The sequence below is a fragment of the Tranquillimonas alkanivorans genome (genome assembly GCF_900115595.1).
Classification (GTDB): Bacteria; Pseudomonadota; Alphaproteobacteria; order Rhodobacterales; family Rhodobacteraceae; genus Tranquillimonas; species Tranquillimonas alkanivorans.
Map to the genome: position 1 here is coordinate 64,616 of NZ_FOXA01000009.1, position 25,516 is coordinate 90,131.

Consider the following 25,516-nt stretch of genomic DNA (forward strand, 5'->3'; position numbering starts at 1 on the left):
ACTTGCCGACGGGTATGGCTCCGTCACGTCCGCGACGGCACCTCGCCCATAAGCTCCATCGGCCCGATCGGTCGCACCATCGATGCCTGCGGGCCCATCGCGCCGATCGATTCCGAGATCGACAGTTCGACGCTGTCGCCCTCCTTCAGGTCGTCGAATTCGCCTTGCACCACGGCGGTCTCGTTGAACCAGTATTCCTGGCCATCCGTCGCCTCGACGAACCCGTAGGTTTCGAACTTGCGCACGACGCGGCCTTGCGGCTGGCCCTCGAGCGTCTTCACGTCGCCGCGCACGCGCTGCGAAAATCCCTCGAGCTGGCGGTCCATCGCGTCAAAGGCGTCGCGCATCGCGATGTAGGGGTCGTAATGGTTGCCGCGCTTGTGCGGGTCGTTGCTGACCACCAGCTCGTCGCCGGGCACGCGCGTCTCGATCCGGACATGGTAGTCCTTCTTCGCGTGCTGGCTGCGGTGGGGCATGTCCACCACCACGTGCACCGAGTTGATATGCTTGAAATAGCGATGCAGCTTGTCCACCCGGTCGCGGATCGCCTCCTCCAGCGCGTCGGACTTCGCGACATTGTGCCAGGCGATTTCGAGGGGAACGTCCATGACGACCTCCGTTCTTGTGGATGTGCCCGAAAAACGCGCGGCCCGGATCCGCCGTTCCGTTGCGCACGATCACAAGTGCCCGGGGCGGCAGAGGAGCGCCGGGAACGGATCGCCGGGCCGTACGCTAGGACCGTGGTGCGGACGCGGCGGCCGGTGCCGTTTCACGCGTCCGGCGGGACGAGCGACAGGAGGAATAAGCCATGAGAGCCGACATGCAGCGCGATACCTCGGCCATGCGCGCGCGCCTGAGCGAGGACCTCGAGCATTTGAGGGTCGAGGTCGAGCGCACCGACGATCCGCAGACGCGCGCACTCTACGAGACGGCGGCCGAGGTTCTGAAGGGACTGGTGACCGCGATGGAACATCACGACGCGCGCAGCGAAGCGGCTTGGAAACCACTCTGACACGGCAAGGGGCCGGCCTGGTGCTGACGCAGAAGAACCCGCAGCCCATGCAGGGCGAGAGCACTGCGTGCGCGGGAAGTGGAGGGGCGCAGGACACCTGAGAAGCCGCCCGGTCCACGTGCCGGAACGGTTCCTCGTGCCGTGTCGCCGCACGCCCCTCGGCCTCAGCAGCTGCACAACTTTCGCGCAGAGGGGCGTGTCCCGCCCGTTTTTTGAACTTCCGGGTCCGCCCGCGCTTTGCCGGATGCCGTTTTCGGCAGCACCTCTTTGCGCTTCGGCGCCCGGGCGGCTCATCTGAAGCCGGCCCTACGGAAGGCCGAGGAAAGGATGCGCGGTGGCGAGCGTTCTTGGCGGTCCGTCACCACCGCGCGGGTGCAACTTACGCTGCGAGTGCCGGATATCGGTCGCTTCGCTCAAAGATCAAGCGCTTCGGCGCGCCGCGGCGTCCGACAAGGGAATGACCGGACATGTCTGCAACGAAATCGACACTGATGGGCGCGAGCCTGCTGATCCTCGCGCTGACCGGCGCGGCGAGCGCGCAGGAGACCGAGTGCCCCGTCAAGGTCGGCGTGCTCCACTCGCTTTCCGGCACGATGGCGATCTCCGAGACGACGCTGAAGGACACGATGCTCCTGCTGATCGAGCAGCAGAACGAGAACGGCGGCCTTTTGGGCTGCGAGATAGAGCCGGTCGTCGTGGACCCGGCCTCGGACTGGCCGCTCTTCGCCGAAAAGGCGCGTGAGCTTCTGACCGTGCACGACGTCGACGTGATCTTCGGCAACTGGACCAGCGTCAGCCGCAAGTCCGTCCTGCCGGTGATCGAGGAACTCAACGGCCTGCTGTTCTATCCGGTGCAGTACGAGGGCGAGGAAAGCTCGAAAAACGTCTTCTACACCGGCGCGGCCCCGAACCAGCAGGCGATCCCGGCCACCGATTACTTCCTGGAAGAGCTGGGCGTCGAAAAGTTCGCGCTGCTGGGCACCGACTATGTCTATCCGCGCACGACGAACAACATCCTCGAGTCCTATCTGAAGTCGAAGGGCATTCCCGAGGAGGACATCTTCGTCAACTACACGCCCTTCGGCCATTCCGACTGGTCCAAGATCGTCTCCGACGTCGTCGCGCTCGGGGCAGACGGCAAGCAGGTCGGCGTGATCTCGACCATCAACGGCGATGCCAATGTGGGCTTCTACAAGGAGCTCGCCGCGCAGGGCGTGTCGGCCTTCGACATCCCGGTGGTCGCCTTCTCGGTCGGGGAAGAGGAGCTGTCGGGCCTCGACACCTCGAACCTCGTCGGCCACCTCGCGGCGTGGAACTATTTCCAGTCCGCCGACACCGAGGCGAACGAGGAATGGATTGCCGCGTGGAAGGCCAAGATGGGCGAGGACCGGGTGACCAACGACCCGATGGAGGCCCATTACATCGGCTTCAACATGTGGGTGAACGCGGTCGAGGAGGCCGGCACCACCGACGTCGATGCCGTGCGCGAGGCGATGTATGGCCAGGAGTTCCCGAACCTGACCGGCGGCACCGCCGTGATGCTGCCGAACCACCACCTGGCAAAGCCGGTGCTGATCGGAGAGATCACCGAAGACGGGCAGTTCGACATCGTCAGCCAGACCGAGGAAGTGCCGGGCGACGCCTGGACCGACTTCCTGCCGGACTCGGCGGTGCTGAAGTCCGATTGGCAGGAACTCGGCTGCGGCATGTACAACACCCAGAACGAGAGCTGCGTGCAGATCAAGTCGAACTACTGAGCGACCTACGCGGGGCGGCGACCGGCCGCCCCGTCCTCCACGCGGACAGGCTGGCATGACACGACATCTCCGACCCCTTCTGGCGGCGTTGGCGCTGCTACTCGCGCCCCTCGCGGCCGCGGCGCAGACGCCCGGCATCCAGGCGCTGCTGCAAGAAAACCGCGACCTGATCGAGGAAAGCTCGCGCCGCAGCATCGGCCCGGCCATCGACGCGCTCGCCGACAGCGGCCTTCCCGAGGCGCAAACGGTGATGGAGCGCTGGCAGGACCGCGACCTCTATATCCGTGAAAGCGACGGCCGGTTCTTCTTCGCCGAGGAGACGGACGACGACGCCTACACCCTCACCGACGTCGCTACCGGCGAGACGGCGGGCGAGGTGCCTGACGACGCTTTGATCCAGCTGCGCCCCAACGGCGGCATCCGCAAGATGATCGGCGCGGCGCTGGTGCAGTTCCAGCTATCCGATCCCGATCCGGCGACCCGCCGCCAGGCGCTCACGGCCATCGGCCGCGACGCGGAGGCCTCGCACCTCGCCGCGCTGCGCAAGTCCATCGACAGCGAGCCCGATGCAGTCATCCGCGCGGCGAAAGAGCGGCTCGAGCGCCTGCTGACCATCCAGTTCGGCGAAAGCGACGAAGAGCGGGTCAACGCCATCGAAAGCTTTCGGGGCGACACGGACATGGATGTGCGCGCCACGCTCAACCCCATCCTCGCCACCCGCCGCAGCGTGGCGCCGGGCGACGACGCGCCCGCCGACCTGAACGTGGCTCGCACCCTGCGCCCGGGCGGTGAGGCGCTGAGCGAGGAAGAGGCGTACGGACTTCTCGTCGATGAAGGCCTGGCCCAGCCGCGCATCAGCCGCGACGACCGCCGCGCCGCGCTTGTCGCCAACATCGATGCGGGGCAGGTGGCGGGCGTCCGCGTCTCGACCCTCGACACGGAGGCGGCGCGCGACACCGCCTATGCCCAGCTCGCCAGCCTTGGCCTTGCCGAACCCACGGCGACCGAGGAAGAGGTGCGCGCGGCGCTCGACGCCCACACTTTCTTCGACAGCTACTTCGAGCCCTCGGTCGCCGTGACGCAGGCCGCCGAGCGTGCGCTGTCGTCGATCGAGCTGTCGGTGGCGACGAACCGGACGCTCGACCTGGCGCTGGACGCGCTGTCGCTGGCCTCGATCTATTTCCTCGCCGCCATCGGGCTGGCCATCACCTTCGGCGTGATGGGCGTGATAAACATGGCGCATGGCGAGTTCATCATGATGGGCGCCTACACGGGCTACGTCGTGCAGCAGATCGTCCCCGACTACACGCTATCGATCCTCATCGCCCTGCCGCTGGCCTTCGCCGTCACCTTCGCCGCCGGCGTGGCGATGGAGCGGCTGGTGATCCGCTGGCTCTATCACCGCCCGCTCGAGACGCTGCTGGCGACCTTCGGCATCTCGATCGCGCTGCAACAACTCGCCAAGAACATCTTCGGCACCCAGGCGCGGCCGCTGACCTCGCCCGACTGGCTCGACGGGGCGCTGGTGATCAACGACATCGTCTCGATCAGCTATATCCGCATCGCCATCTTCGTGCTCGCGCTGGTCTTCCTCGCAGTCTTCCTGTTCATCATGAACCGCACGCGGCTGGGGCTCGAGGTGCGCGCGGTCACGCAGAACCCGCGCATGGCCGCCTCGATGGGCATCAATCCTGACCGGATCAACATGCTGACCTTCGGGCTGGGCTCGGGCATCGCCGGCATCGCGGGCGTGGCCGTGGGTCTCTACGCCAAGGTCACCTCCGAGCTCGGGCAGGACTACATCGTGCAGTCCTTCATGACGGTGGTCGTGGGCGGCGTGGGCAACATCTGGGGCACGCTCGCGGGCGCGACCCTCATCGGGTTCCTGCAGAAGGGCATCGAGTGGATGAACCCCTCGAACACGCTCGCCGCACAGACCTACATGATCCTCTTCATCATCCTCTTCATCCAGTTCCGCCCCAGGGGCATCATCGCCCTGCGCGGCCGCGCCGCAGGAGACTGACCCATGCCAGCCGACGCAGCCGTCACCGACAAGCTCCCTCATGTCTCATCTTCGGTCCGGAAATACCTCGGGGGGTCCGGGGGGCAGGCCCCCCGGGATCGCGGCGGCGCAGCCGCCGCAAGACCTCGTGGCTTCTTCGCGAATAACCCCTCCGTCCTGATCTTCATCGCCTGCCTCGCCGTCTTCACGCTCGCCGTGACGATCCTGTCCGAGGGGCTGGGCCTCGGCATCATCTCCACCAGCTTCGTCAAGACGCTGGGGAAGACGCTGTGCCTTTGCCTCGTCGCCATCGCGATGGATCTCGTCTGGGGCTATTGCGGCATCCTCAGCCTGGGGCATTTCGCGTTCTTCGGGCTCGGCGGCTATATGATCGGCATGTGGCTGATGTACGAGCGCACGCGCCTGATCGTGGTCGACAGCCTTGCCAACGCACCGCTTCCGCCCACGCCGGACGAGGTCCGCGACGGCATCGCAACGCAGATCTTCGGCGTCGTCGGCGCCTCGGATTTTCCCGCCGTGTGGGCCTTCGCCCATTCGCTGCCCATCCAGCTGGCGCTGGTGGTGATCGTGCCGGGGCTGCTGGCGCTGGTCTTCGGCTGGCTGGCGTTCCGCAGCCGGGTGACGGGCGTCTACCTGTCTATCCTGACGCAGGCGATGACGCTGGCGCTGGCGCTCTACCTCTTCCAGAACGACAGCGGGCTCAGGGGCAACAACGGCCTCTCCGGGCTCCAGAACCTCCCCGGGCTCGAGGCCGTGCCGCAGGCGCTGATCTCGGTGTGGTTCCTGTGGGGCTCGGCACTGGCGCTGGGGCTGGGCTACGTGCTGGCGGCCTGGGTGGTGTCGGGCAAGCTGGGCAGCGTGATCCGCGGCATCCGGGACGACGAGGCGCGGGTGCGGTTCCTGGGCTACCCGGTCGAGGGCTTCAAGCTTTTCATCTTCACCCTCACCGCCGTCATCGCCGGCATCGCCGGCGCGCTCTATTACCCGCAGGCCGGCATCATCAACCCGGCCGAGATCGCGCCCATCGCGTCGATCTACCTTGCCGTCTGGGTCGCCATCGGCGGGCGGGGGCGGATTTACGGCGCGGTCATCGGCGCGGCCTTCGTGTCGCTCCTGTCCACGTGGTTCACGGGCGGGCAGGCGCCCGACCTGCCGCTGGGCATCTATACCGTGCAGTGGGTGGACTGGTGGCTGGTGCTCCTGGGTCTGAGTTTCGTGCTGGTCACGCTGTTCGCGCCCAAGGGGATCGGCGGGCTGTTCGACCTGGTCTCGCACCAACGCCACCCCGACCGGCACGGCGCGGACCTCGGCCCCGACATGGGCAGCTACCGCGAGCAGGAGGCGCAGGAATGAGCACGCTTCTGGAAGTCTCGGGCGTCTCGGTCAGCTTCGACGGGTTCCGCGCCATCAACAACCTGTCGTTTTCCATCGGCCCGACCGAGCTGCGGGCGATCATCGGGCCGAACGGCGCGGGCAAGACGACGTTCATGGATATCGTCACCGGCAAGACGAAGCCGGACGAGGGCAGGGTGCTTTGGGGCGACGAGAACGCTTCGCTCCTGCGGATGTCGGAAAGCCGGATCGCGCAGGCGGGCGTCGGCCGGAAGTTCCAGCGCCCGACGGTGTTCGAGGACCAGTCGGTTTTCGACAACCTGATGATGGCGCTCAAGAAGCCGCGCAACCCGTTCAAGGTGCTGGTCTTCCGCCCCACCTCCGAGGACGAAGACCGAGTGGTGGCGCTGGCCGAAGAGATCGGGCTGGCTGCGCACCTGTCACGCAAGTCGGGCGAGTTGAGCCACGGGCAGAAACAGTGGCTGGAGATCGGGATGCTGCTGGCGCAGGAGCCTCGGCTTCTGCTGGTGGACGAGCCCGCGGCGGGGATGACGCTGGCCGAGCGCGAGCACACGACCGAGATCCTCAAGGAGGCCGCGAAGACGCGCGCTGTGGTGGTGGTCGAGCACGACATGGAGTTCGTTCGCCGGCTCGACTGCAAGGTGACGGTGCTGCACGAGGGCTCGGTCCTCGCCGAGGGCAGCCTGGATCACGTGACGAAGAACAAGGACGTCATCGACGTCTACCTGGGGCGCTGAGATGTTGAGAACCGACGGACTGACCCTTCACTACGGCGGCTCGCAGATCCTCCACGGCATCGGCGTGGAGGCCGAGACGGGCGAGGTGACCTGCGTCATGGGCACGAACGGCGTGGGCAAGACCTCGCTTCTGAAGGCCATCTCGGGCACGCACCCCCGCTCGGGCGGCAGCTATACGCTGGACGGCCAGGAGGTCGGCAAGCTGCCTGCGCAGGCGCTCGCCCGGATGGGGGTGGGATATGTCCCCCAGGGGCGCGACATCTTCCCGCTGCTGACCGTGCGCGAGAACCTCGAGACCGGGTACGCCTGCCTGCCGCGGGGCGAGCGCGAGGTGCCCGAGCGGATTTACGAGCTGTTCCCGGTGCTTCGGGAAATGCGGAACCGGCGCGGCGGAGACCTGTCGGGCGGTCAGCAGCAACAACTCGCGATCGCGCGAGCGCTGATCACCAGGCCGAAGCTGTTGCTGCTGGACGAGCCGACGGAGGGCATCCAGCCCAACATCATTCAGCAGATCGGGCGTGTCATCTCGTATCTTCGGGACGAGGGGCGCATGGCGATCGTGCTGGTTGAGCAGTATTTCAGCTTCGCCTACGACCTCGCCGACCGCTTCTATGTCCTCGAACGGGGCGCGGTGCGGATGAGCGGGACGAAGGCGACACTGACCCGCGACGAGTTGACCGCCGCCGTTTCGGTCTGACCCCTCTTTCAGCCGGCGGCCTGGTGCGACAGGGCGATGTCACGCAGGGTGTCGCGTTCAAGCTCCATCTCTTCGATGCGGTCGCGCACCACGTCTCCGACGCTCACGATGCCGATGACGCGGCTGTCCTCGATCACCGGAAGGTGGCGGGCGCGGTGCAGGGTCATCACCTTCGCAGCGAGCGACAGGTGATCGCCGGGGCGGCAGGTCGGCGGACGGTGGGCCATGTAGTCCGACACCGGCAGCTTCAGCGCGCGCGGCCCGTGATCCACGATGGCCTGCACCACGTCGCGTTCCGAGATCAGCCCGGCCAGCGCGCCTTCCGGCGTGCGCACCACCAGCGCACCGACCTGTTCGAGGCGCATCAGCGCCGCCGCGATCTCGATGGCCTCGTGCGGGCTGACGGCCTTGACGTCGTGGCCCTTCCTTTCAAGCACGTCCCTGACCAGCATCTCTTCCTCCCCGGATCCGTTGCGGTTCGACGGGGCGACCCTGCGGGCGCGGCATCTCCGGCGCCCCGCGGGGCACCCTTCAGCCAGCATAGCACGAAGCCGCGCCCGGGGCGTTCAGCACTGCGCGAGGACGAAAATCGTCCTCATACCGCCCCTCCGCGGCCGATCCGGTTTCTTCGATGATAAAAAATCGCGAACGCCTGTTCGCCTCCGCGACGCCCTTGGCTTGCAGCGTCCAAACCGCTTTGACTGACGCGAGGTCATAAACGGGGCGTTGCGGGCCTGCGGAATGTTGGGCTTGCAACGACGGCCCATCGCAAGTCTATTTCCGCCATCGAAGCGGGCGTCAGATCCGCTTCCCCAAGAAACTAGGGAGACTCTACATGAAAAAGTGGACCGGACTTGGTGCCGCAGCCGCCGTCACGGCGCTGATGGGCACCGCGGCGAGCGCGCAGACGCTCGTGTACTGTTCGGAAGGCTCGCCGGAAGGCTTCGACCCGGCGCTCTATACCTCGGGCACGACGTTCGACGCCTCTTCGCGCAACGTCTACAACCGCCTGGTGGAGTTCGAGCGCGGCACCACGACCACGGTCCCCGGCCTGGCCGAAAGCTGGGAGGTGTCCGAGGACGGCCTTGAGTACACGTTCAACCTGCGTGACGACGTGCAGTTCCAGGACACCGAGTTCTTCACGCCGACGCGCAACATGAACGCCGACGACGTGATCTTCTCGTTCATGCGCCAGCTCGACCCCGAGCATCCGTACCACACCGTGTCGGGCGGCACCTGGGAATACTTCAACGGCATGTCGATGCCCGACCTGATCGAGTCGATCGAGAAGGTGGACGACCACACCGTGAAGTTCACCCTGACGCGTCCAGAGGCGCCGATGATCGCGAACCTCGCGATGGACTTCGCCTCGATCCTGTCGAAAGAGTACGCCGACCAGATGATGGAAGCGGGCACGCCCGAGATGCTGAACCAGCGTCCCGTCGGCACCGGCCCGTTCGAGTTCGTGGGCTACCAGAAGGATGCGGTGATCCGCTACAACCAGAACGAGGATTACTTCCGCGGCGCGGCGCCGATCGAGAACCTGATCTTCGCCATCACGCCCGACGCCTCGGTCCGCTACCAGAAGCTGCAGGCGGGCGAGTGCCACGTCATGCCGTACCCGAACCCGGCGGATCTCCAGGCGATGGAGCTCGACGAAAACGTGAACCTGCTTCAGCAGGAAGGTCTGAACGTCGGCTACCTGGCCTACAACACGCAGGTCGAGCCGTTCGATGACCCGAACGTTCGCAAGGCACTGAACATGGCCATCGACAAGCAGGCCATCATCGACGTTGTCTTCCAGGGCGCCGGCACCGCGGCCAAGAACCCGCTGCCGCCGACGATCTGGGGCTACAACGAGCAGATCAAGGATGATCCGTACGATCCGGACCAGGCGCGCCAGCTGCTCGAGGAAGCGGGTGTCGAGGATCTCTCGATGGAGATCTGGGCGATGCCGGTGCAGCGTCCCTACAACCCGAACGCCCGCCGCATGGCCGAGCTTCTGCAGGAAGACTTCGCCAAGGTCGGCGTCGATGCCGAAATCGTCTCGTACGAGTGGGGCGAGTACCTCGACCGTTCGAAGGATGTCGACCGCGAGGGTGCCGTCCTTCTGGGCTGGACTGGCGACAACGGCGATCCGGACAACTTCCTGGCCGTTCTGCTGGGCTGTGACGCCGTGGGCGGGTCGAACCGCGCCCAGTGGTGCTACGAGCCGTTCAACGACCTGATCATGGAAGCCAAAACCGTGTCGGATCGCGAGCAGCGGATCGAGCTTTACGAAGAAGCGCAGCGCATCTTCAAGGAGCAGGCGCCGTGGGCGACCATCGCGCACTCGATCGTGTTCGAGCCGATCCGTCCCGAAGTTCAGGACTACAAGATCGACCCGTTCGGCGGCCACCAGTTCTATGGTGTTTCGCTCGCCGAGTGATCGTATAACTTGACGTTCGGAGGAGGCCGGGCTACGCCCCGGCCTTCTTCTTTTTTCAGAGCGTGCCAGTCCTCCGATAGCCATGTCCGGCGCGCCTGACGCCCGCAGCCATCAGCGAGACCGATGCTACAATTCCTCTTCAAGCGACTGCTGACGTTCGTGCCGACCTTCATCGGCGTGACGATCATCTCGTTCGCGTTCATCCGCCTGCTTCCGGGCGACCCGATCCTCCTGCTTGCAGGCGAGCGCGGGGTCGCACCGGAACGCTATGCCGAACTCGCCGCGCAATTCGGCTTCGACCAGCCCATCTGGAGACAGTACCTCGATTACCTCGGGGGGATCTTCCAGGGCGACCTCGGCATCTCCTTCACCACCAAGCGCCCGGTGCTGGACGAGTTCTTCACGCTGTTCCCGGCCACGCTCGAGCTGTCGCTCTGCGCCATCACGCTGGCCGTGATCATCGGCATCCCCGCCGGCGTGATCGCCGCCGTGAACCGGGGCAAGTTTTTCGACCAGGCGCTGATGACCACCGCGCTGACCGGCTACTCGATGCCGATCTTCTGGTGGGCGCTCCTGCTGATCATCGTGTTCTCCAGCGGGCTCGGCTGGACGCCGGTCTCGGGGCGGATGTCGCTGATGTACTTCTTCGACACGCCGACGGGCTTCATGCTGATCGACAGCCTGCTGTCGGGGCAGGAGGGTGCGTTCCGCTCGGCCGTGGCGCACCTGATCCTGCCGACGGTGGTGTTGGCCACGATCCCGCTTGCCGTGATCGCGCGCCAGACCCGTTCGGCCATGCTGGAGGTGCTGGGCGAGGATTACGTCCGGACCGCCCGCGCCAAGGGCCTGTCGCCGCTGCGCGTCAACGGCCTGCACGCGCTGCGCAACGCGATGATCCCCGTCGTCACCGTGATCGGCCTGTCGGTCGGCACGCTGCTGGCCGGGGCCATCCTGACCGAAACGATCTTCTCCTGGCCGGGCATCGGCAAATGGATGGTCGATAGCATCTTCCGCCGCGACTATCAGGTCGTGCAGGGCGGCCTGCTGCTGATCGCCACCATCGTCATGGCCGTCAACCTGCTGGTCGACGTGCTTTACGGAATGATCAACCCGAAGATTCGCAAATGACCGATCGTACGGCTGAACTCGAACCCCCCGCCATTCCCGCGCAGCCCAAGCCGCCGGGGCCGCTGAAGGAGTTCTGGAACTCCTTCAAGGAAAACCGCGGCGCCGTCATCGGCCTGTGCATCTTCGCGGCCTTCCTTTTCATCGCGATCTTCGCGCCCTGGATCGCGCCCTACGACGCGTCCGAGCAGTTCCGCGACGCCCTGCTGCAGCCTCCGGCGTGGCAGGAGGGCGGTAGCTGGCAGTTCCCGCTGGGCACCGACCCGCTGGGCCGCGACATGCTGTCCCGCCTGCTGCACGGCGCGCGCTTCTCGTTCTTCATCGGCATCATCGTGGTGTCGCTGTCGCTGGTCACGGGCGTGGTCATCGGCGTGATCGCGGGCTTCTCGCCGAAATGGGCCGACACGCTGATCATGCGCGTGATGGACATCATCCTGTCGTTCCCGTCGCTCCTGCTGGCGCTGGTGCTGGTGGCGATCCTGGGTCCGTCGCTGATCAACGCGATGATCGCCATCGCGGTGGTGCTGCAGCCGCACTTCGTGCGCCTGACCCGCGCGGCGGTGATGTCCGAGCGCGCGCGCGACTACGTCACCGCGGCCAAGGTCGCTGGGGCAGGGCGCTTCCGCATCATGTTCCTGACCGTGCTGCCCAACTGCCTGGCGCCGATCATCGTGCAGGCTGCGCTGTCGTTCTCGACTGCCGTTCTGGACGCCGCCGCGCTCGGCTTTCTGGGCATGGGCGCGCAGCCGCCCACGCCGGAATGGGGCACCATGCTGGCCGAAGCGCGGGAATTCCTGCTGCGCGCGTGGTGGGTGGTGACGCTTCCGGGCGTCTGCATCCTGGTCACGGTGCTGGCGATCAACCTGATGGGCGACGGTCTGCGCGACGCGCTCGATCCCAAGCTGAAACGGAGCTGACGCATGGCTCTTCTCGAAATCCGAAACCTCTCGGTCGACTTCAAGACCGCGGGCGGCAAGTTCCGGGCCGTCGACAACGTGGACGTCGCCGTGGACAAGGGCGACCTGATGGCCATCGTGGGCGAGTCCGGGTCGGGCAAGTCGGTGTCGATGCTGGCGGTGATGGGCCTGCTGCCCTGGACCGCCACGGTCACTGCCGACGTGATGCGCTTCGACGGGCAGGACCTCCTGAAGATGCCGGCGCGCAAACGGCGGCAGATCATCGGACGCGACATCTCGATGATCTTCCAGGAGCCGATGTCGAGCCTGAACCCCTGCTTCACGGTCGGCTTCCAGATCAAGGAGGCGCTGAAAAGCCACCTGGGCCTCGACCGCAAGCAGCGCCACGCGCGCGCTATCGAGCTGCTGGAACAGGTGGGCATCCCCGCGCCCGAGAAGCGGCTGTCGGCCTTCCCGCACCAGCTGTCGGGCGGCATGAGCCAGCGCATGATGATCGCCATGGCGCTGGCCTGCAAACCCAAGCTCCTGATCGCGGACGAGCCGACGACGGCGCTCGACGTGACCATCCAGGCGCAGATCCTCGAACTCCTGACCGATCTGCAGAAGAACACCGGCATGGCGCTGATCCTGATCACGCACGACATGGGTGTGGTGGCCGAGACGGTGGACCGCGTCGCGGTGCAATACGCCGGCCGCCGGGTCGAGGAGCAGAACGTCGTCGACCTGTTCGACGACCCGCACCATCCCTACACCGCCGCGCTTCTGGCCGCGCTGCCCGAACGAGCGCACAACCGGCTGCTGCCGACGATCAAGGGCGTGGTGCCGGGCCAGTTCGACAAGATCGACGGCTGCGTCTTCGCCCCCCGCTGCCAGTTCGCCGACGCGCGCTGCCGCGCGGTGCCGCCCAAGCCCGCGGGCAAGGAGCTGGGCGACGCGCTGTGCCACTACCCGCTGATCAAGGGCCAGCCGCAGAACAAGGAGATGTCGGCATGAGCCAACCGATCCTGAAGGCCGAGGGCCTGAAACGTCACTACGAGCTCAAGGGCGGGATGTTCTCGTCCGACGCGACGGTGCGCGCGCTCGACGGCGCGAGCTTCGAGCTGACGCCGGGCCGCACGCTTGCCGTCGTGGGTGAGTCCGGCTGCGGCAAGTCCACGCTCGCCCGCGTCGTCACGATGATCGAGCCGCCGACCGAGGGCACGCTGACGATCGAGGGCCGCAAGATCGAGCCCGACAGCGTGGCCAAGGACCCCGATCTGCGCGCGAAGGTGCAGATCGTGTTCCAGGACCCCTACGGCTCGCTCAATCCGCGGCAGACCATCGGCAAGACGCTGATGGAGCCGCTGAAGATAAACCGCCCGGACGTGAGCGCGAAAGAGCGCGAACAGCGGGCGCGCGACATGCTCCAGATGGTGGGCCTGCGCCCCGAGCACTTCGAGCGCTACCCGCACATGTTCTCGGGCGGGCAGCGGCAGCGGGTCGCGGTGGCGCGCGCGCTGATGCTGGACCCGAAAATCCTGGTGCTGGACGAGCCAGTGTCGGCGCTCGACCTGTCGATCCAGTCGCAGATCCTCAACCTTCTGGTCGAACTGCAGGACCGGCTGGACCTGGCCTACCTCTTCGTCAGCCACGACCTGTCGGTGGTGCGCCACTTCTGCGACGACCTGCTGGTGATGTACCTGGGAAAACCGGTGGAGCAGGGACCGAAGGACGAGGTCTTCGACGCGCCGCGGCATCCCTACACCAAGGCGCTCCTGTCGGCGACGCCGCAGGCGGACCCGCGCCGCAAGCGCCAGCGGATCAAGCTGCAGGGCGAACTGCCGTCGCCGATGAACGTCCCGCCCGGCTGCCCGTTCAATCCGCGCTGCTGGAAAGCGACCGAGGAGTGCCGCACCGTCGTGCCGCAGCTCGAGGGCGGCGACCACCGCTTCGCCTGCTTCCACCCGCTCGAGCCCGGTGAGGTGCCCGAGCCGAAGACGGCGGAGGCGGTCTGAGACCGGGGCCGGGGCACGGTCGCTCCGGCCCTTTTCCGTTCCGCTCCCGGCGGTCTGAGCGAAGTCCTGCCGAGCTCGGCCCCGGATGTCGGCGTGCATTGGCCGGCAGGGTCGAACTTCGTTACTCTGAAACGCGACAGGGGCCGGTGGCGCGCCCCGCAGACAGGCCCCCGTCCAGAGGGGCCGGACGAGAGGCGACATGCAGATCATCACCGCAAAGAGCCGCGTGCTCGACGTCCCGCGCATCTGGGCGCGGCGCCCGCTGACCATCGACGGGGACGCCCGGCTGAGGCTCGAGTCCGACGGCGAGGTGTCCGTCCTCGCCCCCGTTCGCCCGCGCTTCCTGGGCCGGTTCCGCGACGTCCGGTACGAGCGTGTGGGCCGGCTGGAGCCGCGGCTGACCGCGGTAATGGCACCTCTTTTGGCCGAGCGGCGGCGGGTGCGGGTCCGGCTCGTGGACGTGCCCGCGCCGTTCGAGCGCGCGGCCGAGCCGGCGATCTGGGTGTCGGTCTGGGGCGACGTCGAGATGGCGCGAGTCCGACCCGCCGGCGGCAGTCGGCCGCGCGCGCTGGCGGGCTGACCGGCGCAACCTGCGCCTGCGCCGGGCGGGGAAAGGGGGCTGTCTGCCCCCTCTTGAGCTTCGCTCAATTCACCCCCGAGGATATTTCAGGACCGAAGATCAAGCGGGACCGCATCAGAAGTTCGTGCGGTCGCCGCCCTTGAGCGCCAACATTGCGCGGGCCTCCTCCGGCGTGGCGATGTCACGGCCCATCCCCTCGATCAGGGCGCGGACGGTGCGGACCTGCTCGGCGTTCGATTCGGCGAAGCGGCCGGGGCTGCCCCAGAGCGAGTCCTCGAGTCCGACCCGGACGTTGCCGCCCATGGCGACGGACATCGCGGCGACCGGCATCTGGTTGCGCCCGGCGCCGAGGACGGACCAACGGTACTCCGCGCCGAACAGGCGGTCGGCCGTTCGCTTCATGTGTGCCACGTCCTCTGGGTGTGGGCCGATGCCGCCCAGCAGGCCGAAGACCGACTGGACGAAGAACGGCGGCTTCACCACGCCGCGGTCGGCGAAGTGCGCCAGCGTGTAAAGGTGGCCGATATCATAGCACTCGATCTCGAACCGGGTGCCGTTCTTGGCGCACCGGGTCAGGATGTACTCGATGTCGCGGAACGTGTTCTTGAAGATGCGGTCGTGCGAGCCTTCGAGGTAGGGACGCTCCCAGTCGTGGCGGAACTCGGTGAACCGGCCGAGCATCGGGTAGAGCCCGAAGTTCATTGACCCCATGTTGAGCGAGGCGACCTCGGGTGCGAAGCGTTCGGCGGGGATCACCCGCTCTTCGACCTGCATGGTTGGTGCGCCGCCGGTCGTGATGTTGATGACCGCGTCGGTGCGTTGCTTGACGCTGCGAAGGATCGGCGCGAACGCCTCGGACGACTGGTCGGGACGCCCGGTCTCGGGGTCGCGGGCGTGGAGATGGACGATCGCCGCACCGGCCTCGGCCGCGCCCACGGCGGCGTCGGCGATCTCTTCCGCCGTCACGGGCAGGTGCGGCGACATGGACGGTGTGTGAATCGCCCCCGTCACGGCGCAGGTGATGATGACCTTGTCGCGGCTCATGCGCGGCGTCCTCCCTGTGGTCCCGGAGCCGAGCTTCGACTGCCGCGGTGTCGATGACAAGGCAAAGCGCTTGCCCTGAGGAGGAGGAGCGCGCAGGCTTGAATGCAAGCGGTATCCGGGGGATCGGGACATGGATCTGCATCTGGAAGGGGCGCGGGTGATCGTCACCGCCGGCGCCAGTGGCATCGGACGCGAAATCGTTCGGCGCTTTCGCGACGAGGGTGCGCGCGTGGCGGTGTGCGACGTGGACGACCTGGCGCTGGAGGCCTTGCGCAAGGACATGCCCAGCGTCGCCGCCGAGCGCTGCGACGTGGCCGATCCGGCAGGGGTCACCGGCTTCGTCGAGCAGGCGGTCGAGGCGCTCGGCGGGCTGGACTGCCTGGTGAACAACGCCGGTATCGCGGGCCCGACGGCGCGGATCGAGCACATCGACGACGAGGGATGGCGGCGCTGTCTGGATGTCTGCCTGACGGGACAGTTCAACACGGTGCGCGCCGCCGTGCGGTACCTGCGCGCAAGCGCGAACCCGTCAATAGTCAATATCTCGTCGGCGGCCGGGAAGCTGGGCTTCGCGCGGCGCACGCCCTATGCCGCCGCGAAGTGGGGCGTCATCGGGCTGACGAAGTCGCTGGCGGTGGAACTGGGGCCCGACCGGATCCGCGTGAACGCCGTCCTGCCGGGGCTTGTCGCCGGGGATCGGCAGAGGCGGGTGATGGAGGCCAAGGCACAGAACCGCGGCGTGTCGTTTGACGAGGTCGAGCGCGAGGCGTTCTCCTACACCTCGCTGCCCGAATACGTGACGGCCGAGCAGCTGGCCGACCAGATCCTGTTTCTGGCGAGTCCCCGTGGGCGAACGATCACCGGGCAGGCGATCGCGGTCGACGGCGACACAAAGATGCTGGCCTGACGGCTGCCGGCGCGCCGCCAATGCTCATAATGCGCGGGTTTTGCGTGGCAGGCGAATGCGGTGGCGGCCTCAGCCGTTGCCGCCGCCAGTGAAGCGACCGGCATCCTCGGCGGCGCGGCGGATGGCCTTGGCCTTGTTCACCGTCTCCTGGAACTCGGCCTCGGGGTCGCTGTCGTGCACGACGCCGCCGCCCGCCTGGATATAGAGCGTGCCGTCCTTCACCACGGCCGTGCGCAGGGCGATGCACATGTCCATGTCGCCGCCCGCGCTGAAATAGCCGACGCCGCCGCCATAGACGCCCCGCTTCTCGGGCTCGAGCTCGTCGATGATCTGCATCGCGCGGACCTTGGGCGCGCCGCTGACCGTGCCGGCGGGTAGACCGGCGAGCAGGGCCGAAAGCGCGTCGTGCTCGTCCGAGAGCTCGCCCACGACGTTCGACACGATGTGCATGACGTGGGAGTAGCGCTCGATGATGAACTGCTCGGTCGGGCGCACGGTGCCGCGCTTGGCCACGCGGCCCACGTCGTTGCGGCCCAGGTCGAGCAGCATCAGGTGCTCGGCGCGTTCCTTGGTGTCGGCCAGAAGCTCGGCCTCGAGCGCACGGTCGGCCTCGGGCGTGGCGCCGCGCGGACGCGTGCCGGCGATCGGCCGGATCGTGACCTCGCCATCGAAGGCGCGCACCAGGATCTCGGGACTCGCGCCGACGACCTGGAAGCCGCCGAAGTTGAAATAGAACATGAACGGCGACGGGTTCGTGCGCCGCAGCGAGCGGTAGAGCGCGAAGGGTGGCAGAGGGAAGGCCTGCGCCCAGCGTTGCGAGGGGACGACCTGGAAGATGTCGCCGGCCTTGATGTACTCCTTCGCGCGCGCGACAGCGGCGAGATAGGCGTCATGCGTGAAGTTCGACACCGGCTCGGGGACCTGCGCCTCGTGGCCCAGGTCACGGACCGCGCCGGCGGGATTGCGTTCGAGATCGCGCACCGCGTCCATCACACGCTCGGCCGCCTGCGCATAGGCGGCGCGTGGCGAGAGGCCCGACGACACCCAGGCTGGCGAGACCACCGTCACCTCGCCCTTCACGCCGTCGAGCACCGCGATGACCGAGGGGCGCAGCATCACCGCGTCAGGCAGGCCCAGCGGGTCGGGGTTCACGTCCGGCAGTCGCTCGACCAGCCGGATCATGTCGTAGCCGAGGTACCCGAAAAGACCGGCGGAGGACGCCGGCAGATCGTCGGGCAACTCGATCCGGCTTTCCGCGATCACCGCCCGCAGCGTGTCGAGGGGCGAGCCGTCAAGCTGCTCCCAGGCGTCCGGATCGAAACGCGCCTGCCGGTTCAGGCGGCTCGTCTCTCCGTGGCACTGCCAGATCAGGTCGGGCTTCAGGCCGACGATGGAGTAGCGGCCGCGCACTTCGCCGCCGGTGACCGACTCGAGCATGAAGCTGTCGCGCCCGGCCTCGCCGAGCTTGAGCATCAACGAGACCGGCGTGTCGAGGTCGGCGGCCAGGCGGGTGTAGACGACCTGGTTTTCGCCGCGGGCATAGCCGGCCTCGAAGGCTTCGAAGGACGGGGTCAGCGTCATGGGAACTGCGCGTGCACCGCGTTGATGGCGGCCTGGTTGAGCTCGATGCCGGCGCGCATCTCGACCGCGCGGGTGAAGGCGTCGACAAGGTCCTGCGCATAGCCCTGGCCGGCCTGTGCGGAGAAGCGCTGCTTGATCTGCTGCGCTTCCTCGGTGTCGCCGTCGGGCGCGGCCACGGCGTCCACGCGCAGCAGGGCGGCGCCGTCCTCGGTCTCGATGACCTGGACCTCGCCCTCATTTCCCTCGAACGCGGCGGTGACAAGCTGCACCGGCGCATCCTCGAGGAACGCATCGCGGGCCAGGCCGGTCTCGGTCATCAGCGCCAGCGGCTGGTCCTCGAGCGTCTCGTCGCCCTCGACGGCGGCGGCGATCTCCTCGGCCCGCGCGATCAGGCGCGCACGTGTCTCAGCGGCTTCCCATGCCTCGATCACCTGCACCTCGACGTCCTCGAAGGGCTGGAGCGTCGGCTCCACGACCTCGTCCAGCCGCAGGGCGAAGAGCCCGCCATCCGACAGTTCCAGGATCTCGGGGAAGTCGCCCTCCTGCACCTCCTGCGCGGCCTGCCGGAAGGCCTCGTATGCGGCGATGCCCTGGTCGTCGCCGGGCGCCCACAGGATTTCACCTGTCTCGAGGATCGTCTCCTCGTCCAGCTCTTCCAGCGTCGCCCCCCCGGCGAGCAGGTCGTCGAGCGGTTCGATCTCGTCCTCGATGCGGCGGCGGGCGGTGTCGCGGGCGTACTCGGCCTGAAGGTCCTCGCGGGCCTCCTCGAACGTGGTCTCCTGCGCGGCGAGGATGCCGTTCATGCGAAAGAGCGCCGGTCCCAGCGGCGTCTCGACCGGGCCCACGACGCCCGGCGCGTCGAGCGCGAATACGGCTTCGGCCGCCGCGTCGGGCAGCTCGTCGCGCGCCACGTCGCCAAGATCGACATCGGCCAGCGTCAGGCCGCGCTCCTCGACCAGCGCCTCGAACGTCGTCTCGCCCGCCTCGATGGCCGCGGCGGCGTTCTGCGCGGCTTCCGCGTCGGCGAAGATCAGACGCTCGACCAGGCGCCGCTCGGGCTGGCGGTACTGGTCGGCGCGTTCTTCGTAGAGGGCGCGCAGCTGTTCCTCGTCCACCTCGATGTCGCCCACGATCAGGTCGGGGGTGACATAGGCATAGGTGATGCGGCGCCGCTCGGGCAGGGTGAAGCGGTCTTCGTTCTCTTCGTAGAACGTGCGCAGGTCCTCCTCGCTCGGCTCGGGCAGCGGCTCGGCGAGGTCGGCGCGGGTCAGCTGCGCCCAGGTGAAATCGCGGGTTTCGCGCGCGAAGTCATAGAGTGTTTCGGTCAACACCTCGGGGGCGGTGACGCCCCCCACGACGGCGCCCTGCAGGATTGTGCGGGCGGTCTCGTCGCGGATGCTCTCCTCGAACGCTTCCACGGTCAGGCCGGACTGGTCGAGCGCGAATTCGTACGCCTCGCGGTCGAAGCCGCCGTCAAGGCCGCGGAACGCCTCGATCTGGAGGATCTCCTCGCGCACGATCTCGTCGCCGACCGAGATGCCCAGCCTGTCGGTCTCGTCCTCGATCGCGGCAAGACCCACGACCTGCGCCAGCACCGCGCGGTCGAGCCCGAACTGCCGGGCCTCGCTGAAGCTGATCCGCTGGCCGGTCTGCTGCTCGAACGACCGCAGCTCGCGCTGAAGGGCGTTTGCGTAACGGGTGACCGGGATCTCGGTGTCGCCGACGGTGCCGACCGTACGCACGGTGCCGCCGAAGTTGGTCGCCCCGAAGCCGGCGAGGCCGATGATCAGAAGCAACAGGATGATCCAGACGAGCGTCTTCGAGATCGGGTTCTTCGCGCCAGCCGCCATTTCGCTCCCCGCTTGGGCTTGTGGTTCAGGGCGGTTGTGTATGCGAGGGGGCCAAGGGGGGCAAGGCCGCCCGCGCGTCGATGCACTCCCGCACCACGGGGCCGCGCCCGCGGGCATTCGGGCCGCACGGGTTGTCGAACCGGGTGCGGCGAACTAACACATTCGGAACCTTTTGAAGAAGAAGAGCCGTAATCCGATGACTCTCGTCCACCGCGCCGCCGGCGCGATCGCCGCATTCGTCCGCCCGTTCGCCGCGCTTGTGGCGGTGCTGCTGCTGGTTGCGGGCCTCGCCGCCGGGCAGCTTCACGCGCAGGACGCGGTCGCCGATCCCGCCGCCACCGACGAGACGGCGGCCGGGGACCCGGCTGACCTTCTGCTCGAGATCCTGCGGGACGAGGAGAGCCTGAACCGCTTGATCGAGGGGCTCGAAGCGCGCGCCGGAGAGGCCGTGGAGGCGGTGGAAGAGCCGCTGGTCGAGCCGGTTGCGCCCGCCTCTTTCGGCCGCCGCCTCGCGGTACTCACGCAAGAGGCCGCACAGGACGTCGCGCGAAGCGTGGAGTCGCTGTGGCGCGCGCTGGAACGTGCGCCGCGCATCCTGTCGAGCGTGGGGGCCGACGAGATGGAGGTGATCTGGGACGCCTTCCGCGAGCTGATCCTGATCATCGCCATCACTGTCGTCGTCTTCCTCGTGCTGCGCGCGGCGCTGATCCCGGTCTATCGCCGCATGGGCGCGCGCGCCTCGAACGGCAGCCCCGGCTACAGGATCATGGCGTTCCTGGGCTCGGGACTGCTGGACGTGCTGATCGTGGTCGCCGCCTGGGCCATCGGATACGCCGTAGCGATCTCGTTCTTCGGCGAATTCGGCGAGATCGGCATACGCCAGACGCTGTACCTGAACGCTTTCCTGGCCGTCGAACTGGTCAAGACGGCGGTGAGGCTGGTTCTGTCGCCGTCCACGGGCCACCTGCGGATCGTGCCGATGTCGGACGCCGCCGCGAAATCGCTGATGCGGGTCGTGAATATCTCGGTCAGCGTGCTGGGCTATGGCCAGCTTCTGATCGTGCCCATCGTGAACGCCAACGCATCGTACCTGGCCGGGCGGGGGATCTCGGCGCTCCTGTCGTCGCTGGTGATGATCTATCTCGCGCTCGTGGTGCTGGCGCGGCGCAAGGGGGTCGCCGACTGGCTGCTGGCGCAGACCATGCCCGTGTCGCCGCCGCCGTCGGACCAGCCCGATCCGGCGCTCGACGACGAGGAGAGCGTGGACGAGGAAGAGCGCGTCGTCGTCGCCGGCACCGCCGCCGAGGTCGAGGACGAGACCACGGAGGAGCCGGTGCAGACGGCCGAGCGCAAGCGCCGCCGTCGCAGCGTTCTGGCGCCCGTGGCCCGAAACTGGCACTGGTTCGCGCTCGCCTACCTGGCCGGCGTGCTGCTTCTGGTCCTGTCGCGGCCCGGCCCGGTCGTGTTCGAGGTACTGCTGAGTTCCGGCAAGATCGCGCTGGCGCTGATCGTGGGCGTGGTCCTGTCGGGCATCCTGGGCCGCGTGATCTCGCGCGGGATCAGCCTGCCCGAAAGCGCGCGCGAGCGGCTGCCGCTGCTCGAAGGGCGGCTCAACCGCTTCGTGCCGCAGGCGCTGACGGTGGTGCGGCTGGTCATCATGGCAGCCGTGGCGCTTTACGCGCTCGACGTGATCGGCGTGATGGGGGTCAGCAGCTGGCTGGACGGGGAACGTGGCGTCTGGGTCGCGGGTACGGTGGTCAGCGTGGCCCTGATCCTGCTGGTGGCGTTCCTGCTGTGGCTCGCGCTGAACTCGTGGGTCGACTACCGCCTGAACCCCGATTTCGGCAAGGTCGCGACCCCGCGTGAACAGACGCTGCTGACGCTTCTGCGCAACGCCGCGACGATTACCATTATCGTGCTCACGCTGATGTTCGTGCTGTCCGAGATGGGGCTGAACATCGGGCCGCTCATCGCCTCGGCCGGTGTATTGGGCCTGGCCATCGGTTTCGGCGCACAGAAGCTGGTGCAGGACATCATCACCGGCGTGTTCATTCAGTTCGAGAACGCCATCAACGTGGGCGACGTGGTGACCGCCGGCGGCACCACCGGCGTGGTCGAGAAGCTGACCGTGCGCTCGGTCAGCCTGCGCGACCTGCAGGGCGTCTTCCACATCGTGCCCTTCAGCTCGGTCGACATGGTGTCGAACTTCACGCGCGAATTCTCGTACTACGTCGTCGACATGGGCGTGGCCTATCGCGAGAACGTGGACGAGGTGAAACAGGCCATGTTCGACGCCTATGAAGACCTGCGCGCCGACCCCGAGCAGGGGCCGTTCCTGATGGGCGACCTGGAATGGTTCGGCCTCGACGCATTCGGCGACAGCGCCGTGGTGCTGCGCTGTCGGATCAAGACCCTGCCGGGCAAGCAGTGGGGCGTGGGCCGGGCCTATAACGAGGTGGTCAAGCGCGTCTTCGACGCCCGCAACATCGAGATCCCGTTCCCGCACCAGACGATCTATTTCGGCGAGGACAAGCAGGGCAACGCCCCCCCGGTCCACGTTGCCCGGATCGGGCGCGACCGGGCGGACGCCGCGGAATGAGCCGCGCGCGGGTGTCAAACGACATCCGCATGCTATCCTGATGCGCAGGATGATCCCGGCGGAGGCGGTCCATGCGCACCACGATCAACGGTGAGTTCTTCGAGTTCGAGCCCGACGCCGCCGAGACAGCGGTCGACGTGATCCGCGAGCGGGCCGGGCTTACCGGGACCAAGGTGGCGTGCGGACAGGGCGTCTGCGGCTCCTGCGCCGTGCTGGTGGACGGGGAGCCGATCAACGCCTGTCTGATGCCGGCCATCCACATGGAGGGTCGCGACATCCGCACGGTCGAAGCGCACGGCCGCGACGAGCTGCATCCCGTCCAGCTGGCGCTGATGGCGAACGAGGGGCTGCAATGCGGCTTCTGCACCCCCGGCTTCGTGATGGAAGGTATCGCCTTCCACGACCGCTGGCGGGCCGAGCGCGGCCGGGAACGCCCCACGCGGGACGAAATCGCAGCTGCAATGGCCGGCCACCTGTGCCGCTGCGCCGCCTATCTCGGCATCTACGCCGCTATCGCCGACGCCTGCGAAGGGGAGTTCGACGGCGTGAACCAGCGGCTGGGTCCCCGCGTGGATGCGCTGGAAAAGGTCACCGGCGAAGCGCGCTATACGGTGGACCTGGCGCTGCCCGGCCAGCTCGAGGGGCGCATCCTGCGTGCGGCGCATGCCAATGCGCGCGTGCTGTCGGTCGACACCTCCGCCGCCGAGGCGCTCGACGGGGTCGTCGCCGTGGCGGACTTGCTTGAGGATCACCGGCAGGTCCGGTTCACCGGTCAGCCCGTTTTTGGCGTCGCGGCTGTCGACTGGGCCACGGCCGAGCGGGCGCTGAAGCTGATCGAGGTGGACTACGAGGTTCTGCCGGCCGCCATCGGCATGGATCAGGCGCTGGCCGAGAGTGCGGCAAAGGCGTTCGTCGGCGACCGCAAGACGATGGCGAGCGCCGCCGAGCAGGCCCCGTTGCCCACCCGCTGGGACGGCAACGTGGGCCATGCCCGGATCAACGGCACCTCGTGGCGGCCCGGCACCGCCCGCCGACGGGTCGCGGCGGCGCGCGGGGGCAGCGGCGGTGCGCTGGCCGAGGGCGCGTTCCGCAACCACCAGCAGACGCACGCCGCGCTCGAACCCCATGCGGCGGTCGCGGCGTGGGAGGGCGGCAGGCTCACCGTCCACGCATCGACGCAGAACGTGCACCACCTGCGCACGCTGCTGGCCGACAAGTTCGGCCTCGAGAAACAGGACGTGCAGGTCGAAAGCCAGCACATCGGCGGCGGTTTCGGCGGCAAGCAGGGGCTCTATGGCGAAACAGTTGCGGCGGTGAAGCTCGCCCGCGCCGCCGGTGCTCCTGTTCGGGTGGTGGCGAGCCGGCTGGAGGATCTCTCCTATACCGGCCAGCGCTCCGGCAGTCGCAACGAGGGCGCGGTCGTGCTGGGAGAGGACGGCGCGCCGCGCGCGCTGCGGCTGCACGCCGACGGTGACGCCGGCATCGCCAAGGGCACGGCGGCGGCGCTCCTGTACGGCCTGATTTCTCCCTGGGTGGCGAAGGACCTCAAGGACCGGGTCGTGGTCAACAACACGCCCCCCGCGCTGCCCATGCGGGGGCCCGACGCGCCCTCGGCGCTCTGGACAATGGAGCAGCTTCTGGACGACGCGGGCACGCAGCTGGGCCTCGACCCGGTCGAGGTCCGCCGCCGCTTCATGCCGAAGAACGACATCCGCGACCGCCTGCTGGACTGGGCCGAGGCGCTGCCCGCGTGGCGCGACCGCGACGCCAACCGCGGCGACGAACGCTTTCGCCGCGGGGTGGGCATGGCGGCGGCGTCGTGGGTGTTCCTTTACAACCCGAACGTCGAGGTCACCGTGTCCTGCGATTCCGACGGCCTGACCGTCGCCTGCTCGACCCAGGACATCGGCAACGGCACCCGGACCTCGATCGCCAAGGCGGTGGAGGACGCGATCGGGCTGGACCGCCACGCGGTGCGGCTGGATCTCGGGCGCGCGGATGCGCCGCTGGGGCCGGTGACGGGTGGCAGCCAGGTCACCGCCTCGGTCTATCCGCCCACCTATCGCGCGGCCGAGCGGCTGGCGGCGCGGCTGGTGGAACAGGCGGCGGAGCGGCTGAACCTGCGCGAGGCCCGGGCCGGGCGCGGCGGCATCGCCCATGCCGGGGGTGTCATGCCGTGGGAGGAGGTATTGCGTGCCTGCGAGCCCGTGTCCGTCACCGAGAAGCGGGTGACGGAGCGCGGGCCGCTGGGCCTGCGGCTCAACATGTCGATGGACCCCGACAGCCCGTTCCCCGGCTTCCGCCGCAGCCATGCGCTGGTGGTGACCGAGGTCGAGGTCGACACGCGGCTGGGCCGCATCCGCCCGCTGAACGTCTGGACCGGCATCGCGGCAGGGCGGATCCTGGTGCCCGAGCTTGCGCGGTCGCAAGTCTTCAGCGGCGCGATCCAGGGCATGGGCTACGCGCTTTACGAGAAGAAGGTCTACGAGCCGGCGACGGGCCACGTCCTGAGCTCGAATCTGAACGACTATCGCCTGCCGGGGATCGGCGACGCGCCGGAGGTGCACGCGCATTTTGACGAGGCTGGGTACGAAGACGTCGCCCACGGCGCCATCGGCATGTCCGAACTCGCCACCGTGGGCGTCGCCGCCTCGGTCGGAAACGCCGTGCACCACGCCACCGGCTGGCGGCCGCACGAGACGCCGATCCTGCCGCAGGCGGTGGTGGAGGGGGTGTCCATATGACGACAGGAGGTGAGGCCACTCGTAAAGCTCGGCCACACTTGCGCCCGGGCAACCGGACCGGGCAGCGCCCGCCCGCCCCCCAGGCGGGCGCTTTCGCGCCCACGCCGGGCGGTCGCGGCCCTCTGAGACGCGCTGGTTCGACGATATCTCTTTCCGAAGACGAAGCGG

General features: G+C 68.0%; 20 protein-coding genes. 15 read left to right on the forward strand and 5 right to left on the reverse strand.

The window, feature by feature from the left end; translation table 11 throughout:
* Nucleotides 1-23: 23 nt before the first annotated feature.
* Nucleotides 24-608 (reverse strand): HPF/RaiA family ribosome-associated protein, encoded by a 585-nt coding sequence (locus tag BM162_RS12190; RefSeq protein WP_093422246.1) that lies wholly within the window; start codon nt 606-608, stop codon nt 24-26.
* Nucleotides 609-808: 200 nt separating this feature from the next.
* On the opposite strand from BM162_RS12190, the gene BM162_RS12195 reads away from it, so the two are divergent.
* From BM162_RS12195 to urtE, 6 genes are all read left to right on the forward strand, one after another.
* The gene (locus tag BM162_RS12195) at nt 809-1,012 is read left to right on the forward strand and encodes a hypothetical protein (protein ID WP_093422248.1); all 204 of its coding nucleotides are present in this window, start codon (nt 809-811) and stop codon (nt 1,010-1,012) included.
* Nucleotides 1,013-1,479: 467 nt separating this feature from the next.
* A complete protein-coding gene (urtA, locus tag BM162_RS12200) occupies nt 1,480-2,769 on the forward strand; it encodes an urea ABC transporter substrate-binding protein (protein ID WP_093422251.1) in 1,290 nt (429 codons plus the stop codon).
* A 55-nt stretch (nt 2,770-2,824) separates the two neighbouring features.
* The gene (gene urtB, locus BM162_RS12205; RefSeq protein WP_093422253.1) at nt 2,825-4,792 is read left to right on the forward strand and encodes an urea ABC transporter permease subunit UrtB; all 1,968 of its coding nucleotides are present in this window, start codon (nt 2,825-2,827) and stop codon (nt 4,790-4,792) included.
* 3 nt (nt 4,793-4,795) lie between these two features.
* Nucleotides 4,796-6,145, forward strand: coding sequence for an urea ABC transporter permease subunit UrtC (gene urtC / locus BM162_RS12210; protein ID WP_093422256.1), 1,350 nt, complete (start codon nt 4,796-4,798; stop codon nt 6,143-6,145).
* A complete protein-coding gene (gene urtD, locus BM162_RS12215; RefSeq protein WP_093422258.1) occupies nt 6,142-6,882 on the forward strand; it encodes an urea ABC transporter ATP-binding protein UrtD in 741 nt (246 codons plus the stop codon). The genes urtC and urtD overlap by 4 nt, the downstream gene beginning before the upstream one ends.
* Before the next feature lies 1 nt (nt 6,883).
* A complete protein-coding gene (gene urtE, locus BM162_RS12220; RefSeq protein WP_093422261.1) occupies nt 6,884-7,579 on the forward strand; it encodes an urea ABC transporter ATP-binding subunit UrtE in 696 nt (231 codons plus the stop codon).
* Between the two features lie 8 nt (nt 7,580-7,587).
* Here the strand turns inward: urtE and BM162_RS12225 are convergent, their stop codons facing one another.
* Entirely contained in the window at nt 7,588-8,031 is a 444-nt protein-coding gene (locus tag BM162_RS12225; protein WP_177215146.1) for a CBS domain-containing protein, read from the reverse strand.
* 383 nt (nt 8,032-8,414) lie between these two features.
* On the opposite strand from BM162_RS12225, the gene BM162_RS12230 reads away from it, so the two are divergent.
* The 6 genes from BM162_RS12230 to BM162_RS12255 all read left to right on the forward strand — a co-directional run bounded on the left by BM162_RS12230 (nt 8,415) and on the right by BM162_RS12255 (nt 14,623).
* A complete protein-coding gene (locus tag BM162_RS12230; RefSeq protein WP_093422266.1) occupies nt 8,415-10,007 on the forward strand; it encodes an ABC transporter substrate-binding protein in 1,593 nt (530 codons plus the stop codon).
* A 123-nt stretch (nt 10,008-10,130) separates the two neighbouring features.
* On the forward strand, nt 10,131-11,135 hold the full coding sequence (locus tag BM162_RS12235; RefSeq protein WP_093422269.1) for an ABC transporter permease subunit: 1,005 nt from the start codon (nt 10,131-10,133) through the stop codon (nt 11,133-11,135).
* Nucleotides 11,132-12,049 carry an ABC transporter permease subunit gene (locus BM162_RS12240; RefSeq protein ID WP_093422271.1) on the forward strand — a complete coding sequence of 306 codons (918 nt, stop codon included), beginning with the start codon at nt 11,132-11,134 and terminating at the stop codon, nt 12,047-12,049. The genes BM162_RS12235 and BM162_RS12240 overlap by 4 nt, the downstream gene beginning before the upstream one ends.
* Nucleotides 12,050-12,052: 3 nt before the next feature.
* Entirely contained in the window at nt 12,053-13,042 is a 990-nt protein-coding gene (locus BM162_RS12245) for an ABC transporter ATP-binding protein (RefSeq protein ID WP_093422274.1), read from the forward strand.
* A complete protein-coding gene (locus tag BM162_RS12250; RefSeq protein ID WP_093422276.1) occupies nt 13,039-14,043 on the forward strand; it encodes an ABC transporter ATP-binding protein in 1,005 nt (334 codons plus the stop codon). The genes BM162_RS12245 and BM162_RS12250 overlap by 4 nt, the downstream gene beginning before the upstream one ends.
* A gap of 199 nt (nt 14,044-14,242) precedes the next feature.
* Nucleotides 14,243-14,623 (forward strand): hypothetical protein, encoded by a 381-nt coding sequence (locus tag BM162_RS12255; protein WP_093422279.1) that lies wholly within the window; start codon nt 14,243-14,245, stop codon nt 14,621-14,623.
* Nucleotides 14,624-14,737: 114 nt separating this feature from the next.
* Here the strand turns inward: BM162_RS12255 and kce are convergent, their stop codons facing one another.
* Complete coding sequence (kce, locus tag BM162_RS12260) at nt 14,738-15,667, reverse strand: 3,5-dioxohexanoate:acetyl-CoA acetone transferase (protein WP_093422282.1); 930 nt, start codon at nt 15,665-15,667, stop codon at nt 14,738-14,740.
* A gap of 130 nt (nt 15,668-15,797) precedes the next feature.
* Between kce and BM162_RS12265 the strand changes: the two genes are divergently transcribed.
* Nucleotides 15,798-16,574 carry an SDR family oxidoreductase gene (locus BM162_RS12265; protein ID WP_093422284.1) on the forward strand — a complete coding sequence of 259 codons (777 nt, stop codon included), beginning with the start codon at nt 15,798-15,800 and terminating at the stop codon, nt 16,572-16,574.
* 69 nt (nt 16,575-16,643) lie between these two features.
* Here the strand turns inward: BM162_RS12265 and trpE are convergent, their stop codons facing one another.
* Nucleotides 16,644-18,155: an anthranilate synthase component I gene (gene trpE / locus BM162_RS12270; protein WP_093422287.1), complete on the reverse strand. Its 1,512-nt coding sequence runs from the start codon at nt 18,153-18,155 to the stop codon at nt 16,644-16,646.
* The gene (locus BM162_RS12275; RefSeq protein ID WP_093422290.1) at nt 18,152-20,005 is read right to left on the reverse strand and encodes a SurA N-terminal domain-containing protein; all 1,854 of its coding nucleotides are present in this window, start codon (nt 20,003-20,005) and stop codon (nt 18,152-18,154) included. Before BM162_RS12275 ends, trpE begins: the two co-directional genes overlap by 4 nt.
* A gap of 196 nt (nt 20,006-20,201) precedes the next feature.
* On the opposite strand from BM162_RS12275, the gene BM162_RS12280 reads away from it, so the two are divergent.
* Together BM162_RS12280 and BM162_RS12285 are read left to right on the forward strand one after the other, a co-directional pair.
* Nucleotides 20,202-22,604, forward strand: a complete 2,403-nt coding sequence (locus tag BM162_RS12280; RefSeq protein WP_245759254.1) for a mechanosensitive ion channel domain-containing protein — start codon at nt 20,202-20,204, stop codon at nt 22,602-22,604.
* Between the two features lie 71 nt (nt 22,605-22,675).
* A complete protein-coding gene (locus BM162_RS12285) occupies nt 22,676-25,348 on the forward strand; it encodes a molybdopterin-dependent oxidoreductase (RefSeq protein WP_093422292.1) in 2,673 nt (890 codons plus the stop codon).
* Nucleotides 25,349-25,516 lie beyond the last annotated feature (168 nt).